The organism is Roseomonas sp. FDAARGOS_362 (assembly GCF_002754815.1).
Taxonomy (GTDB): Bacteria; Pseudomonadota; Alphaproteobacteria; order Acetobacterales; family Acetobacteraceae; genus Roseomonas; species Roseomonas mucosa.
The window spans coordinates 2809876-2825000 of the sequence record NZ_CP024588.1 but is presented as its reverse complement, the minus strand read 5'-3'; the positions used below and the strand labels follow the sequence as shown (position 1 = coordinate 2825000).

Genomic DNA, 15125 nt, shown 5'->3' with positions numbered 1-15125 from the left:
ACGGACTGTCTGGAAGGCGACGTGCCTGAGAGAGCAAGTTATCGAGTGAATGAGTGTGAGTGACTGAGCGAGTGCCTCGGTGACACGCTCGCTGCCTGACCGGTGCGCCTTGGTTCTGCGCGCGGGCGGCGGCGGGAGAGAGATAGAGTGACAGAAGGGCGTTCGGTGGATGCCTTGGCGCCAAGAGGCGATGAAGGACGTGGCACGCTGCGAAAAGCCGCGGGGAGATGCGAGCGATCGTTGATCCGCGGATGTCCGAATGGGGAAACCCCTCCCGTATGGGAGATCCTGCACTGAATTCATAGGTGCCGGAGGCAAACCCGGGGAACTGAAACATCTCAGTACCCGGAGGAAAAGACATCAACAGAGATTCCGCGAGTAGTGGCGAGCGAAAGCGGAGCAGGCCAGTGATTGTGCAAGAAGAAGCCGAACGGTCTCGAAAGGCCGGCCAGAGCGGGTGATAGCCCCGTAGGCGTAGTGTCTTGCAGGATCCTCGAGTAGGGCGGGGCACGTGAAACCCTGTCTGAACGTGGGGGGACCACCCTCCAAGCCTAAATACTCCTTGGCGACCGATAGTGCACAAGTACCGTGAGGGAAAGGTGAAAAGCACCCCGACGAGGGGAGTGAAAGAGACCTGAAACCGAGCGCCTACAAGCAGTCGGAGCACCCCAATGTTCAATCATGGGAGGTGTGACGGCGTACCTTTTGTATAATGGGTCCGCGAGTTTCTGTTGGCAGCAAGCTTAAGCCGAGAGGTGTAGGCGCAGCGAAAGCGAGTCTGATAAGGGCGCTTGAGTTGCCGGCAGAAGACCCGAAACCGAGTGATCTAGCCATGGCCAGGCTGAAGGTGGGGTAACACCCACTGGAGGGCCGAACCCACGCCTGTTGAAAAAGTCGGGGATGAGCTGTGGCTAGGGGTGAAAGGCCAATCAAACTCGGAAATAGCTGGTTCTCCGCGAAATCTATTGAGGTAGATCGTCGTCCGATTACCTTCGGAGGTAGAGCACCGGAAGGGCTAGGGGGGCCCAAAGCCCTACCAAACCCTACCGAACTCCGAATGCCGAAGAGTACAGGACGGCAGACAGACAGTGGGTGCTAAGGTCCATTGTCGAGAGGGAAACAGCCCAGACCACCAGCTAAGGCCCCCAAATCGTGGCTAAGTGGGAAAGCATGTGAGACGGCCAAAACAACCAGGAGGTTGGCTTAGAAGCAGCCATCCTTTAAAGAAAGCGTAATAGCTCACTGGTCTAATAGCTGTCTTGCGGCGAAAATGTAACGGGGCTCAAGCCACGTGCCGAAGCTGTGGATGCATGCGCAAGCATGCGTGGTAGCGGAGCGTTCCGTAGGCCTGCGAAGGCAGACCCGTGAGGGCTGCTGGAGGTATCGGAAGTGCGAATGCGGACATGAGTAGCGATAAACAGGGTGAGAACCCCTGTCGCCGAAAGTCCAAGGGTTCCTGCGCAAGGTCAATCCGCGCAGGGTGAGCCGGCCCCTAAGGCGAGGGCGAAAGCCGTAGTCGATGGGAACCAGGTGAATATTCCTGGGCCTGACAGACGTGACGGCTGCAAAGCGTTGTTGCCCCTTATCGGATTGGGGCGGCAGCCAGAGCAGCCCAGGAAACAGCGCTGTCGATAAAGACCGTACCCGAAACCGACACAGGTGGACTGGTTGAGAATACCGAGGCGCTTGAGAGAACTATGCTGAAGGAACTAGGCAAATTACTCGCGTAACTTCGGGATAAGCGAGACCCCTTCTTGCGCAAGCAAGGTGGGGTGGCACAGACCAGGGGGTAGCGACTGTTTAGTAAAAACACAGGGCTCTGCGAAATCGAGAGATGACGTATAGGGTCTGACACCTGCCCGGTGCCGGAAGGTCAAGGGGAGATGTGCAAGCATCGAACCGAAGCCCCGGTAAACGGCGGCCGTAACTATAACGGTCCTAAGGTAGCGAAATTCCTTGTCGGGTAAGTTCCGACCTGCACGAATGGTGTAACGACTTCCCCACTGTCTCCAGCATAGACTCAGCGAAATTGAATTCCCCGTGAAGATGCGGGGTACCCGTGGTCAGACGGAAAGACCCTATGAACCTTTACTGCAGCTTCGCAGTGGTGCCAGGAAGGAACTGTGTAGGATAGGTGGGAGCCATCGAAACCCGGGCGCTAGCTCAGGTGGAGGCAACCTTGAAATACCACCCTGTTTCTTTCTGGCATCTCACTGAGCCCGGTCAGCCCGGGCCAGGACCCTGCGTGGTGGGCAGTTTGACTGGGGCGGTCGCCTCCCAAAGTGTAACGGAGGCGCGCGATGGTGGGCTCAGGCCGGTCGGACATCGGCTGTTGAGTGCAAAGGCATAAGCCCGCCTGACTGCGAGCGCGACAGCGCGAGCAGAGACGAAAGTCGGCCTTAGTGATCCGGTGGTCCCGCGTGGAAGGGCCATCGCTCAACGGATAAAAGGTACTCTAGGGATAACAGGCTGATCTCCCCCAAGAGTCCACATCGACGGGGAGGTTTGGCACCTCGATGTCGGCTCATCGCATCCCGGGGCTGGAGCAGGTCCCAAGGGTTCGGCTGTTCGCCGATTAAAGCGGTACGTGAGCTGGGTTTAGAACGTCGTGAGACAGTTCGGTCCCTATCTGCCATGGGTGTTGGAGACTTGCGAGGATCTGTCCCTAGTACGAGAGGACCGGGATGGACGTACCTCTGGTGCACCGGTTGTTCCGCCAGGAGCATCGCCGGGTAGCTAAGTACGGAACGGATAACCGCTGAAGGCATCTAAGCGGGAAACCAGCCTCAAAACCAGGTCTCCCCAAGGGCCGTGGAAGACCACCACGTCGATAGGCCGCAGGTGGAAGTGCAGCAATGCATGCAGCCGAGCGGTCCTAATCGCCCGATCGAACTCCATCACTCCCCCGCCGCCGCAGTCCCCCAACAAGGGACACCGCGCGCAGCACCAAAGCGCACCCGCTCACACACACACACACATCACACCCGAACACACATCGCCCTCCCAGCGCCGCATGCCCACACACAACAGGGCCGCCCGGCACAGATCCTCCCATCACCCAACAGCATCAGGTCGGTACATACAAATCCAAGGTTCCCATCCGGTGGCCTGGTGGCCCTAGCGAGGCTGCCACACCCGATCCCATCCCGAACTCGGCCGTGAAACGCCTCAGCGCCCATGGTACTGCGTCTCAAGACGCGGGAGAGTCGGTCGCCGCCAGGCCGCCCGATGGGAACCTCCCACACCCCCCGACCCGATCGCCGCCCACGTCACCATCACACCATCACCCAGCGCGGGGTGGAGCAGCCCGGTAGCTCGTCAGGCTCATAACCTGAAGGTCACAGGTTCAAATCCTGTCCCCGCATCCAAACACCCCCCCCCACACACAAGCACGCAACATACCCCCGTACGCGCACCCAGCAGCGTGGACAAAAGAAGTATGCCGTGTTCCAGCCCCAACCACAGGGGCGCCGTACCTTCTTTTTTCGGCAACCCCGCGTTTCCGTCTGTCCCCGAGGGCCAGGCCGCAAGTCCCGGGCTTGAGGACCAACGGCTGGCAGCACTTTTTCCCCGGACCGCCAACAGAGCGACGCCTGAACATCAGGTCAGCATGCGCGTATCGCCATCCACGGAGATAGCCTGTCCGGAAATGGTGGCGCCGCGGCGGCTGCAGAGGAACAGGATCTGGTCTGCGAGCTGGCGCGGTGTCACGTAGTCCTTGATCGAGGTGTAGGAGAAGGCGATCCGCTCCATCTCTGCGAAACCGATGCCGCGCTGCTGTGCCTTGGCCTCCAGCACGCGGCGTTGCCGGTCGCCGGCGACGAGGCCGGGCAGGATGGCGTTGACGCGGATGCCGGCCTCGCCGAGCTCGATGGCGAGCGATCTGGTGAAGCCGATGACGCCCCATTTCGCCGCCGCATAGGGGCTGCGGAAGCCGAAGCCGAACTTGCCCGCGGCCGAGGACAGGTTGACGATCGAGGCGTTGCCGCTCTTGCGCAGATGCGGGACGGCCAGCCGGGCGCAGTTGAACTGGCTGGTCAGGCAGACCTCGATGCAGCGGTCCCAGTCTTCCGGGTGGATCTCCTCCACGGCGCCGGTCGGGCCTGCGATGCCGGCATTGTTCACCAGCACGTCCAGCCCGCCGAGTGCCGCGATGGCCGAGTCGAAGAGTGAGGCCACCTGTGCGCGGTCGGCCACATCCGTGACCTGATGCCCAACGCCCACGGGCAGGGTGGCGAGTCCCGTCGCATCCACGTCGCAGGTGAAGACGCGCGCACCTTCCTCGGCAAAGGCCTCCACGATGCTGCGCCCGATACCCGCAGCACCCGCCGTCACCAGCACGCGCAGCCCGGTCATGCCCAGGTCCATTCTCCTCTTCCTCCCTATCCGGCGCCGGACGCTAGCCTTCCGGCAGGCGGCCATGCGCGATGATGAAATCCGCCGCGTCGCGGATATCGGCCGCGATGGCGGCTCTCGCGCCCGCGGCATCGCCCGACTCGATTGCCGCCAGTGCCTCGGCATGGCGCCGCAGCGCCGAGCCCTGGCGCACCCGCTCGGGATGTTCCCGTAGGTCGAGGTTCAGCACCGGCCCGGCCTTCAGCCAGAGCCGCGCGATGATCTCCTGCAGCGGCAGCAGCGAGGCGGCACGATAGATGGTGAAGTGTACGTCACGGTTCAGCGCGACGAGGCGCACGCGGTCCGGCTCGGCTTCCTCCGCCATCAGGCGGAAGGCGCTCTCCGCCATGCGGATCGCGGCCAGGGCCTCGGCGCTGCGATGCTTGGCGGCGCGGGCGGCGGCCAGGCCCTCCACGGCCATCCGCGTCTCGGCCAGGGCCTCGAACTCGCTCCGGCTCATCAGCGGCACCCGGATGGCGCGGCCCGGCGTGACCTCCAGCGCCTGCTCCGCCACCAGCCGGTTCACCGCCTCCCGCACCGGCATCACCGAGACGCCGAGCGCTGCGGCGCTGTCGCGCAGAGACAGCCTTTCGCCGGGACCAAGCTGGCCCGAGGCCAGGAGTTCCGAGAGCGCGGCATAGACGGTCTCGCCCAGGGTGCGCCGGGCGAGGGGGGAAAGGTCGGCAAGAACCGCGGCGGAGGTCATGAAGGAGAGACTGGACAAGGGCTGATGCTTTCGGCAAGCTAACTGTGATCACAGATCACAACAAGGGCCGCAGAGCCCTGTTGAGGGAAAAGACAATGTCCAAGAACGTGCTCCTCCCACGTCGTGGCCTGCTCATGGCCGGCGCGGCGACGCTCCTCCCTGTCACCCTGGCCCGCCCGGCCCTGTCGCAGGGCCAGCCGGATGTCATCCGCATCGGGCACCTGACGCCGCGCACCGGCTTCCTGGGACCGCTCGGCGAATTCGCGGTGCAGGCGGTGCAGCTCGCCACCGAGGAGATCAATGCCGGCGGCGGCATCAACGGCCGCAAGGTCGAGGTTCTGTACGAGGACAGCGTCAACCCGCAGACCGCATCGGCCAAGGCCGAGCGGCTGACGCAGCGCGACAAGGTCGCCTGCATCGTGGGCGAGATCAATTCCGCCTCGGCGCTGGCCATCGGGCAGGTGGTGCAGCGGGAGAAGGTGCTGTTCATCAACACCGGCGCCAATTCCGACGCGCTGCGCGGCTCCGACTGCCAGCGCTTCATGTTCCACACCGAATCGCAGAACACGATGATGGTGCGGACCGCGGGCAACGCGATCCTCCAGCAGGGGCTGGTGAAGGGAAAGAAGTACTACGCCCTGACCGCCGACTATGCCTTCGGCCATGACCTGCTGCGCGTCGCCAGGAAGTTCCTCGGCGAGAACGGCGCCACGGCGGCGGGCGAGGACCTCGTGCCGACCGAGCTGACCGACTTCTCGCCCTTCCTGCTGAAGATCCGGCAGGCGCGGCCGGATGTGGTGATCGGCAACTTGGCCGGTGCGCAGGTCACGAACTTCCTGAAGCAGTACAGTGAGTTCGGGCTGAGCTATCCGGTCGCGGGCTTCGGCTTCGACATCGCGCTGGCCTGGGGCGCCGGGCAGGGCAACTTCCTCGGCACCTGGCCGGTGGTCTGGCACCACATGCTGGAGGCGCCCTCCGCCCGGAAGTTCGCCGATGCCTATCGCGCCAAGTGGAAGAAGCCGCCGGAGAACCAGGGCTGGAGCGACTACACGGCGATGAAGGTCATCGCGCAGTCGATGAACGAGCTGAAGTCCATCGAGCCCGCCAAGGTGGTCGAGCATCTGGAGAAAGGCGCGAAGTTCGACATCTCCAAGAGCCGCGAAGGCTATTTCCGCGCCTGGGATCACCAGTTGATGATGGAGATGTACGCCATCACCGCGCTGCCGCCGGATCAGGTGAAGAACCAATACAACATCTTCAAGCCGGATGGCAGCTTCCCCAAGCCCGACGAGAGCCTGGAAAGCATCGCCACCAATCGGGCGGAGAACGCCTGCTCCTTCCCGGCCTGAGCGCCGTCACAGGCCGCGCCCGCCCCGACCCGGGCCGGCGCGGCATCCCGCGTGACCATCTGGGGAAGCACGGACCATGGAACTCGTCTTCGTGCTGGAGCAGGTCCTCAACGGCCTGCTGATCGGCGCCTATTACCTGCTCATCGCCCTCGGCCTGTCACTGATCTTCAGCCTGGGCGGCATCGTCAACCTCGCGCACGGCGCCTTCTACGCCATCGGCGCCTATCTGGCCGTGGCGCTGACGCCCACCATCGGCTTCGGCGGCGCGCTGGTGGTCTCGCCCGTGGCGGTGGCGCTGCTCGGCCTGCTGGTGGAACGCTTCATGCTCCGCCGCTTCTACCGCGGCGACCCGATCCTGAGCCTGCTGCTGACCTTCGGCCTGGCCATGGTGGCGGAACAGGCGCTGCGCATGGTCTTCGGCGCCGCGCCGTTGCCCTTCTCGATCCCGCTCTGGCTGCGCGGGCAGGTCTTCATCGGCGACTTCATCTATTCCAAGTACCGGCTGATCATCCTGGGCGTCGCCGTGCTCTGCGTCGCGGGGCTCTGGCTGCTGCTGACGCGCACGCCCTTCGGCCGCGTGGTGCGGGCGGGGGTGCAGAACCCGGACATGGTCGCGGCGCTGGGCATCTCGCTGAAGCCCTACATGACCGCGGTGGTGATGATCGCGGTCGGGCTCGCCGCCCTGGCGGGGACCATGATGGCGCCGGTGACCGGCGTGACGCCGACCATGGGCGCGGAGATCCTGACCTTTGCCTTCGTCGTGGTGGTGATCGGCGGCCTCGGCTCCTTCTGGGGCGTCGTGGTGGCGGCGCTCATCGTCGGCGTCGTGCGCGGCCTCGCCGCCTACTACTTTCCTCCGGCCACCGAGGCCTCCGTCTATCTGCTGATGGTCCTTGTCCTGCTGCTCCGCCCGCGCGGCCTGCTGGGCGAGCGCATCCAGCGCTTCGAGTGAGGTCCCCGTGATGCCCCTCGACACATCCTCCACCCTGAATCCGCCGGAAACCGTGCGCCGCCCCGGCGCCTCCGGTCCGCTGGCGCAACTGCTGGCGGCGGGCGCCATGCTGGTGGCTCTGCCCTTCCTGATGGAAGCGATCGGCCTCACCATGACCACCGCCACGGATGTGGTGGTCTTCGCCATCGCCGTGATGGGGCTGAACATCCTGGTCGGCTGGACCGGGCTGGTCTCCTTCGGCCATGGCGCCTGGTTTGGCATCGGCGCCTATGCCGCCGCGCTGCTGCAACGGCATTTCCTGCCCACGGACATGCTGCTGCCGGGCCTGGGCGCGCTGGTTATCGTGGCCGCGGCCTCGCTGGTCGCGGGGGCGCTGATCCTGCGGCGGCGCGGCGTGTACTTCTCGCTGTTGACGCTGGCCTTCACGGCGATGCTCTTCGCCATCGCCTTCCGATGGACCGACCTGACCGGCGGCGAGAACGGGCTCGGCAACGTGCGGCGCTATGCGGCGCTGGACAATCCCTATGCCTATTACGCCGTCGTCGCGGTGGTCGCCTTCGCCGTCCTGATCGGCCTCTGGCGCCTGCGCCGCGCGCCGCTCGGCACGGTGCTGGTGGCGATCCGCGAGAACGAGCAGCGCGCTGGCTTCATCGGCTACGGCACCAACCGCTATAAGCTGGTGGCTTTCGCTGTCTCGGCCACGATCACCGGCCTGGCCGGGGTTCTCAGCGTCTACAACCACCGCTTTGCCTCGGCCGATCCCATCGCCATCGCCTTCTCGGGCGAGCTGCTGGCCATGGTGGTGATCGGTGGCATGCGTTCCTTTCTGGGGCCGGCCATCGGCGCGCTCTTCTACATCCTGTTTCGCGAGTTCCTGAGCATCTACACGGCGAACTGGCTGCTGATCTTCGGCCTGCTCTTCGTCGGCTTCATCCTCTTCTCGCCGGACGGGCTGGTGGGCATCGGCAAGCGCCTGCTGAAGCCCTTCCGGCGCGAGGCCACGGAGGGCGCCGCCATGTCCGCCCGCCGCGCCGGGGCAAGCGGCCGCATTCCTGCCCGCTTCATCCGCGAAGGCGGCACGGCGGGGCCGGTGCTGTCCGCCGAGGCGATGCGCAAGAGCTTCGGCCCGGTGAAAGCGGTGCAGGGCGTGTCCTTCGCCGTGGAGGACCGGCGCCTGCACGCGCTGATCGGCCCGAACGGCGCGGGCAAGACCACGGCCTTCAACCTGCTTTCCGGCATGTTCCCGCTGGACGAGGGGCGGGTGATGCTGGACGGGCAGCGGGTGGACGGCATGGAGCCGCATGCCATCACCCGGGCCGGGCTGGGCCGCAGCTTCCAGATCACCAACCTCTTCCCCGGCCTGTCGGTGGAGGAGAACATCCGCCTCGCCGTGCAGGCGCGGCACCCCGCGCGCTTCAACGGCTGGCGCGACGCGGAGGCCATCCCCGAGCTGCGCCAGGACACGGAGGAGCTGCTGCGCTGGACCGGCCTGTCCGGCGTGGAGCGGGCGGAGGCCGGCAGCCTCTCCTATGGCGGGCAGCGTCTGCTCGACATGGGGCTGGCCCTGGCCACGAAGCCGCGCATCCTGCTGCTGGACGAGCCGCTGGCTGGCCTCGCCGCGGCGGAGCGGGAGCGCGTGGGCGACCTGATCAAGTCGCTTTCCGCCGACATCCCCGTGCTGCTGGTGGAGCACGACATCGACCGTGTCTTCCGCATGGCGGACCGGGTGACGGTGATGGCCGACGGCGCCGTGCTGGTGGACGGCACGGTGGAGCAGGCGCGCGACGATGCGCGGGTGCAGGCGGTCTATCTCGGCTCCGGCGCCGATGCCGTGGCCGCGAAGCCGCGTGTCAGCGCCGCGACGGAACGTGACCTGCTGGTGATGGAGAAGGTCAATACCTTCTACGGCAAGTCGCACATCCTGAACGACGTGTCGCTGACGGTGCGGCAGGGGGAGATCGTCGCGCTGCTCGGCCGCAACGGCGCGGGCAAGTCCACGCTGCTCAAGACGCTGATCGGCACGGCGCGCCCGGCCTCCGGCCGGATCGTGCTGGGCGGCGACGAGATCGCGGGCCTGTCGCCGGACCGGATCGCCCGGCGCGGCATGGGCTTCGTGCCGCAGGGGCGCGGCCTCTTCGCCGGCATGACCGTGGGCGAGAATCTGGGCCTCGGGCGCCTGAAGCGCCTGACCGGCGCGGGCGTGCACTGGGAGGAGGAGCGCGTGCTCGAATTCTTCCCCCGGCTGCGCGAACGCTGGAACGTCGCGGCGGACCGCCTTTCGGGCGGCGAGCAGCAGATGGTGGCGGTGGCCCGGGCGCTGTCCGGCGACACGCGGCTGCTGCTGCTGGACGAGCCCTTCGAAGGGCTTTCCCCGGCGGTGACGGAGGAGCTGTTCGAGTGCTTCGACCGGCTGCGCCAGGAAGTCTCGATCATCATCGTGGACCATCATCTCGACCTCGCTCTGGCCCTGTCGGACCGGACCGTGGCGCTGGAACGCGGCGCGGTGCAGTGGCTCGGCGAATCCCGGCTGCTGCGCGAGGACGAGGAACTGCGACGGAAGGTGCTGTGGCTGTGAGCATGCGTGTCTGCATCGCGGGGAGCGGGCTGATCGGCCGCGCCTGGGGAATGATCTTCGCCCGGGCGGGCTGGGAGGTCCGGCTCTGGGACCCGGTGGAGGGGGTGGCGGACAAGGCCCGCGCCCTCTGCGCCGAAGGGCTGCGCAACTTGGCGGAGCACGGGCTCTGCCAGGACCCGGAGGGCGCCGCCGCCCGCATCCAGGCGGCCCGCGATCTCGCCGCCGCACTCGACGGCGTGGATTTCGTGCAGGAGAACGGGCCGGAGGTGCTGGAGGTGAAGCGGGCGCTGTTCCGCGAGCTCGACGCCCTGGCGCCGCGTGGGGCCATCATCGCCTCCTCCTCCTCCGCCATCCGCTGCTCGCTCTTCACCGACGACCTGCCGGGGCGGCCGCGCTGCCTGATCGGGCATCCGGTGAACCCGCCGCACCTCGTGCCGGTGGTGGAGATTTCCGGCGCCGAATGGACCGATCCCGCCGTGGTGACGCGGGCGCGGGAGATCTACGATTCCATCGGGCAGGTGCCGGTCACGGTGCTGAAGGAGATCGAGGGCTTCGTGCTCAACCGGCTCCAGGGTGCGCTGCTGGCCGAGGCCTTCCGGCTGGTCGAGGAAGGCTATGTCACCCCCGAGGACCTGGACCGCACGGTGGCGGACGGGCTCGGCCTGCGCTGGAGCTTCCTCGGCCCCTTCGCGACCATCGAGCTGAACGCGCCGGGCGGCATTCCCGACTACTGCGCCCGCTACACCGGCTTCTACCGCCGCCTCGCCGCCGATCCGGCACCGCCGGAGGTCTTCGGCGAGGCGAGGACCGCCGAGATCATGCGGCAATGGCCGCGACGTGACGACCTGCCGGAGCGGATGCAGTGGCGCGACGCACGCCTCGCCGCCTTGCGGGCGCACAAGCAGGAACAGGAGAGACGCTGAGCATGGCCACCAAGCGCAAGGTCATCATCACCTGCGCCGTCACGGGCGCGATCCACACGCCGAGCATGTCGCCGCACCTGCCGGTCACGCCAGAGGAGATCGCCGAGGCGGCGGTCGGCGCCGCAGAGGCCGGGGCCGCCATCGTCCACCTGCATGCCCGCAACCCTGAGACCGGGGAGCCGGACCAGACGCCGGAGGCCTTCGCGAAGTTCCTGCCGGTCATCAAGCAGCGCACGAACTGCGTGGTGAACCTGACCACCGGCGGCGCGCCGACCATGAGCATCGAGGAGCGCGTCCGCCCCGCCGCGACCTTCAGGCCGGAGGTCGCCTCGTTGAACCTGGGCTCGATGAATTTCGGCCTGTTCGGGATGCTCGACCGCTTCAAGGACCTGAAGCACGAGTGGGAGCGCAGCTACCTCGCCAACAAGGACATCATCTTCCGCAACACCTTCGGCCAGATCGAGTACATCCTGACCACCTGCGCCGGCAACGACACGCGCTTCGAGTTCGAGTGCTATGACACCGCGCATCTCTACAACCTGAAATACTTCTTCGACCGCGGGCTGGTGAAGGCGCCGCTCTTCATCCAGACGGTCTTCGGCCTGCAAGGCGGCATCGGCGCGCATCCGGAGGACGTGATGCACATGAAGCGCACCGCCGACCGGCTCTTCGGCGACAACTACCGCTGGTCCGTGCTTGGCGCCGGGCGCAACCAGCTTCCCATCGCGGCCATGGCGGCGGCCATGGGCGGCAATGTCCGCGTCGGGCTGGAGGACAGCCTCTGGGCCGGGCCGGGCAAGTACGCCACCAGCAACGCGGAGCAGGTGCGGCTGGCGCGGCAGATCATCGAGGGCCTCGGCCTGGAGATCGCCTCGCCGGACGAGGCGCGGGAGATCCTGTCGCTCAAGGGCGGGGACCGCGTGGGGTTCTAGGTGTCCCCGGGGGAAGGCGCCGCCTTCCCCCGATACCCTCATCCGCCAGGACGCTGTGCGCCCTGGACCCGGTTCGTTGGCTCCTGTTGACGCCGGATCATGCCGGAAAGCGATACCCCGCCGCCGGATGCGGCGAGGCGAGGCGCGGCCCGGCGCCGAACAGCTTCTCGCGCAACGTCCCGGGCGCGTAGGCGTGCTTGAAGGCGCCGCGTTCCTGCAGGACGGGCACGACGCGCTCCACCACCGCCTCCAGGCATTCCGGCACCACGGTGCGGGACAGGTTGAAGCCGTCCACATCCGTCTCCTCGACCCAGCGGATCAGCGCCTCGGCCACCTGTTCCGCCGAACCCACGATGGGCGGCTGGCGGCTGCCCAGCACGAACTGGTCGATCAGCTTGCGCTTGGTCCAGACCGGGCCGGCGGCACGCTTCGCGGCCTCGACATTGGACTGGATGGCCTGGGTCGGCCCGGCCTCGATCGGCTCGTCCATGCCATAGCGGGCGAAGTCGATGCCCAGCGAGGCCGAGGCATGGGCCAGGGCCCCCTCGACGCTGGCATGGCGGCGGTAGTCCTCCAGCAGGTCGCGTGCCTCAGCCTCGGTGCGGCCGACCACCAGCGTGGCGCCGACCAGCACCTTCAGCGGCCGTTCCGCCGCGCGGGCGCGCAGGTCGGCGACGAGCTGCGCCACGGCCGGCTTCGCGCCGCCATTGACGAAGACGCATTCCGCATGGCGCGCGGCGAAGCGGCGTCCACGGTCGGAGGCACCGGCCTGGAACAGCACCGGCGTGCGCTGCGGCGAGGGTTCCACCAGATGCGGGGCGTCGAGCCGGTACTGCGCGCCTTCGTGCCGCACGTGGCGCACGCGGGCGGGATTGGCATAGAGGCCCGCCGCCCGGTCCGCTCGCACGGCATCGTCGGCCCAACTTCCCTCCCACAGCTTGTAGACGAGTTCCATGTATTCGTCGGCGAGGTCATAGCGGTCGTCATGCGCCATCTGCGACGCCATCCCCATGGCGCGCGCCGCGCTGTCGAGATAGCCGGTGACGATGTTCCAGCCCGCGCGCCCCTGCGTCAGGTGGTCCAGCGTGGAGAAGCGCCGCGCGAAGAGATAGGGCGCCTCGTAGGCGAGGTTGCAGGTGATGCCGAAGCCCAGGTGCCGCGTGACGCCGGCCATGGCCGGCACCAGCAGCATCGGGTCCAGCAGCGGCACCTGCACCGCGCCGCGCAGGGACGCATCGGGGCTGTGGCCATACACATCGTAGATGCCCAGCACATCGGCGAGGAACAGCCCGTCGAACAGCCCGCGTTCCAGCGTCTGCGCGAGGCGCATCCAGTGGTCGAGCCTGAGATAATCCGTGGAGCGGTCGCGCGGATGCGTCCACATCCCCTGCTGGATATGCCCGACACAGGCCATGTCGAAGGCATTCAGGACGATCTGGCGCCCCGCTTTGGCTTGGCTCACAGGTAGCGGCCCCGTTCTAGGATTTCGAGCGTGTATTCGCGGTAGGTCATGCCCAGCTCCTCGGCCCGGGCCAGGCGGCGCAGCGCGATCTCGCGCGGCGGCGTCTTCCAGGCCTTCTTGTGTGCCCTGCGCCAGAGATGCAGCCGGCCCGAAGCGCCGGGATCGGGCTCCTCCAGGGGCGGACCGCCATTGTGGCCGATCGGGGCGAGTGGGATCATGCGATCCCGTCCTTCGGGCGATGGGCCATGGGGTATTGCGTCATCCGGCTGGATCGAGGCGGCTGGTCACCGGGCGGTGTGCTATCTACTATGATGGACGCATGAGCAATATACAAGACGAGATGGAGCCATCCGACCTGACGGCCTCGCTGGCCGCCCGGCTGCGGGCGGAGCGGGAGGAACGCGGCTGGTCCATCGCCGAGATGGCCGAACGTTCCGCCGTCTCGCGGGCCATGATCAGCAAGGTGGAACGCGCCGAGGCCAGCCCGACCGCCGCGCTGCTCGGGCGCCTGGCCTCGGCGCTGGGGCTGACGCTTTCCACCCTGCTGGCGCGGGCGGAGGGCGATGCCGGGGGCGGGCGCGTGTCCCGGGCCGCCGCGCAGCCGCTCTGGCGCGACCCGGAAACGGGCTATCTGCGCCGCGCCGTCACACCTTCGGGCAGCGACCCGGAGCTGGTGCGGGTGGAACTGCCCGCGGGGGCGCGGGTGGACTACCCGGCCTCCACCTACCTGTCCTGGAAGCACGTGATCTGGGTGCTGGAAGGCGAGCTGCTGTTCCACGAGGGCGCGGCGCGGCACCGGCTCGCCGCCGGGGACTGCCTGGTGCTGGGCGCCCCGGCGGATTGCGGCTTCGAGAACGCCTCGGAACAGCCCTGCGGCTATCTGGTCGTGCTGTCACGCCGCTGATACCGGGCATGGGGGCTGGCAGGGCGCCCTGGTGCCAGGAAAACCCATGCCGACCGGATCAGTGGCGCTCCTTCATGGCGGCAAGCAGATGCTGCACCACCAGCGCCGAGGATTGCGGGTTCTGCCCGGTGATCAGGTTGCCGTCGCGCAGCGCGAATCCCGTGAAGTCCGGGCCGCTCTCGTAGTGCGCGCCCAGGGAGCGCAGCCGGTCCTCCAGCAGGAAGGGAACCGTCTCCGACAGGCCCGTGGCGGCTTCCTCGCGGTTGCTGAAGCCTGTGACCCGCCGTCCCTCCACCACCGGGGCGCTGGTGCCCTTGCGATGCGCCGCCACCAGCCCGGCCGGACCGTGGCAGAGGGCGGCGACCGGCTTGCCGGCCTCCATGGCGTGGCCGACCAGCGTGGCCAGCGGCCGGCTGGCCGGCAGGTCCCACATCGTGCCATGACCGCCCGGCAGGAAGACCGCGTCATGGGGCTGCTCCGCCACGTCCTCCAGCCCCGACGAGGCGCGGGCCAGGGCCATGGCGCCCTCATCGGCCAGGAAGCGGCCCACGGCGCCGTGGATGCCATTGGGCTCGGGCGAGGCGCCCGGCAGGCTGCGCGGGTCGAAGGGGATCTCGCCGCCGGCGGTGGAGGCCAGGAGCACCTCGAAGCCCGCATCCAGCAGGGCGTAGTAGGGCACGGCCAGTTCCTCCAGCCACAGCCCGGTGCGCTCCGGCCCGTCGCCCAGGAGGCCATGTGACGTCGCGACCACCAGCACCTGTCCCTTTGCCATCGTCCGGATCTCCTTCTGCGGCCGGGCAGCGGCGCCCCGGAAAGGGAGCGCCGGCTCGGCCGGGGCCCAACGGGAACGCCGCTGTCTGGACAGGGTTCACCCTGCGGGCCCCGTTCCGCAGCCCGGCGATGCGATGCCGGGGAAGGCGCGGCGCG

11 protein-coding genes, 1 tRNA gene and 2 rRNA genes are annotated in these 15125 nt (G+C 67.4%); 9 read left to right on the top strand and 5 right to left on the bottom strand.

Features of this window, described 5'->3' with window-relative positions; translation table 11 throughout:
• Window positions 1-141: 141 nt before the first annotated feature.
• The 3 genes from CTJ15_RS17550 (at window position 142) to CTJ15_RS17540 (ending at window position 3368) form a co-directional block, all read left to right on the top strand.
• Window positions 142-2901, top strand: a 23S ribosomal RNA gene (locus tag CTJ15_RS17550).
• Window positions 2902-3107: 206 nt separating this feature from the next.
• Window positions 3108-3222, top strand: a 5S ribosomal RNA gene (rrf, locus tag CTJ15_RS17545).
• A 69-nt stretch (window positions 3223-3291) separates the two neighbouring features.
• Window positions 3292-3368, top strand: a tRNA-Met gene (locus CTJ15_RS17540).
• 232 nt (window positions 3369-3600) lie between these two features.
• On the opposite strand, the gene CTJ15_RS17535 is transcribed toward CTJ15_RS17540, so the two are convergent.
• Complete coding sequence (locus tag CTJ15_RS17535; protein WP_075821960.1) at window positions 3601-4368, bottom strand: SDR family oxidoreductase; 768 nt, start codon at window positions 4366-4368, stop codon at window positions 3601-3603.
• Between the two features lie 31 nt (window positions 4369-4399).
• On the bottom strand, window positions 4400-5119 hold the full coding sequence (locus CTJ15_RS17530) for a GntR family transcriptional regulator (RefSeq protein ID WP_019461007.1): 720 nt from the start codon (window positions 5117-5119) through the stop codon (window positions 4400-4402).
• Between the two features lie 77 nt (window positions 5120-5196).
• Between CTJ15_RS17530 and CTJ15_RS17525 the strand changes: the two genes are divergently transcribed.
• From CTJ15_RS17525 to CTJ15_RS17505, 5 genes are all read left to right on the top strand, one after another.
• Window positions 5197-6450 carry an ABC transporter substrate-binding protein gene (locus tag CTJ15_RS17525; protein ID WP_099781771.1) on the top strand — a complete coding sequence of 418 codons (1254 nt, stop codon included), beginning with the start codon at window positions 5197-5199 and terminating at the stop codon, window positions 6448-6450.
• 76 nt (window positions 6451-6526) lie between these two features.
• Window positions 6527-7402: a branched-chain amino acid ABC transporter permease gene (locus CTJ15_RS17520; RefSeq protein WP_019461005.1), complete on the top strand. Its 876-nt coding sequence runs from the start codon at window positions 6527-6529 to the stop codon at window positions 7400-7402.
• A 10-nt stretch (window positions 7403-7412) separates the two neighbouring features.
• A complete protein-coding gene (locus CTJ15_RS17515) occupies window positions 7413-9977 on the top strand; it encodes a branched-chain amino acid ABC transporter ATP-binding protein/permease (protein ID WP_226945974.1) in 2565 nt (854 codons plus the stop codon).
• 2 nt (window positions 9978-9979) lie between these two features.
• Window positions 9980-10900: a 3-hydroxyacyl-CoA dehydrogenase gene (locus CTJ15_RS17510; protein WP_099781770.1), complete on the top strand. Its 921-nt coding sequence runs from the start codon at window positions 9980-9982 to the stop codon at window positions 10898-10900.
• Between the two features lie 2 nt (window positions 10901-10902).
• Complete coding sequence (locus tag CTJ15_RS17505; protein ID WP_019461002.1) at window positions 10903-11832, top strand: 3-keto-5-aminohexanoate cleavage protein; 930 nt, start codon at window positions 10903-10905, stop codon at window positions 11830-11832.
• Between the two features lie 97 nt (window positions 11833-11929).
• Here the strand turns inward: CTJ15_RS17505 and CTJ15_RS17500 are convergent, their stop codons facing one another.
• Complete coding sequence (locus CTJ15_RS17500) at window positions 11930-13294, bottom strand: LLM class flavin-dependent oxidoreductase (protein ID WP_226945973.1); 1365 nt, start codon at window positions 13292-13294, stop codon at window positions 11930-11932.
• The gene (locus tag CTJ15_RS17495) at window positions 13291-13512 is read right to left on the bottom strand and encodes a hypothetical protein (RefSeq protein ID WP_019461000.1); all 222 of its coding nucleotides are present in this window, start codon (window positions 13510-13512) and stop codon (window positions 13291-13293) included. The genes CTJ15_RS17500 and CTJ15_RS17495 overlap by 4 nt, the downstream gene beginning before the upstream one ends.
• 101 nt (window positions 13513-13613) lie before the next feature.
• On the opposite strand from CTJ15_RS17495, the gene CTJ15_RS17490 reads away from it, so the two are divergent.
• A complete protein-coding gene (locus CTJ15_RS17490) occupies window positions 13614-14198 on the top strand; it encodes an XRE family transcriptional regulator (protein WP_099781769.1) in 585 nt (194 codons plus the stop codon).
• A 58-nt stretch (window positions 14199-14256) separates the two neighbouring features.
• On the opposite strand, the gene CTJ15_RS17485 is transcribed toward CTJ15_RS17490, so the two are convergent.
• Window positions 14257-14970, bottom strand: coding sequence for a type 1 glutamine amidotransferase domain-containing protein (locus CTJ15_RS17485; RefSeq protein WP_099781768.1), 714 nt, complete (start codon window positions 14968-14970; stop codon window positions 14257-14259).
• Window positions 14971-15125 lie beyond the last annotated feature (155 nt).

Bases quoted from the DNA above. Each gene is read 5' to 3' on its own strand.
- CTJ15_RS17535 (WP_075821960.1), bottom strand. From the start codon at position 4,368: ATGGACCTGGGCATGACCGGGCTGCGCGTGCTGGTGACGGCGGGTGCT.
- CTJ15_RS17525 (WP_099781771.1), top strand. From the start codon at position 5,197: ATGTCCAAGAACGTGCTCCTCCCACGTCGTGGCCTGCTCATGGCCGGC.
- CTJ15_RS17520 (WP_019461005.1), top strand. From the start codon at position 6,527: ATGGAACTCGTCTTCGTGCTGGAGCAGGTCCTCAACGGCCTGCTGATC.
- CTJ15_RS17515 (WP_226945974.1), top strand. From the start codon at position 7,413: ATGCCCCTCGACACATCCTCCACCCTGAATCCGCCGGAAACCGTGCGC.
- CTJ15_RS17510 (WP_099781770.1), top strand. From the start codon at position 9,980: ATGCGTGTCTGCATCGCGGGGAGCGGGCTGATCGGCCGCGCCTGGGGA.
- CTJ15_RS17505 (WP_019461002.1), top strand. From the start codon at position 10,903: ATGGCCACCAAGCGCAAGGTCATCATCACCTGCGCCGTCACGGGCGCG.
- CTJ15_RS17495 (WP_019461000.1), bottom strand. From the start codon at position 13,512: ATGATCCCACTCGCCCCGATCGGCCACAATGGCGGTCCGCCCCTGGAG.
- CTJ15_RS17490 (WP_099781769.1), top strand. From the start codon at position 13,614: ATGAGCAATATACAAGACGAGATGGAGCCATCCGACCTGACGGCCTCG.
- CTJ15_RS17485 (WP_099781768.1), bottom strand. From the start codon at position 14,970: ATGGCAAAGGGACAGGTGCTGGTGGTCGCGACGTCACATGGCCTCCTG.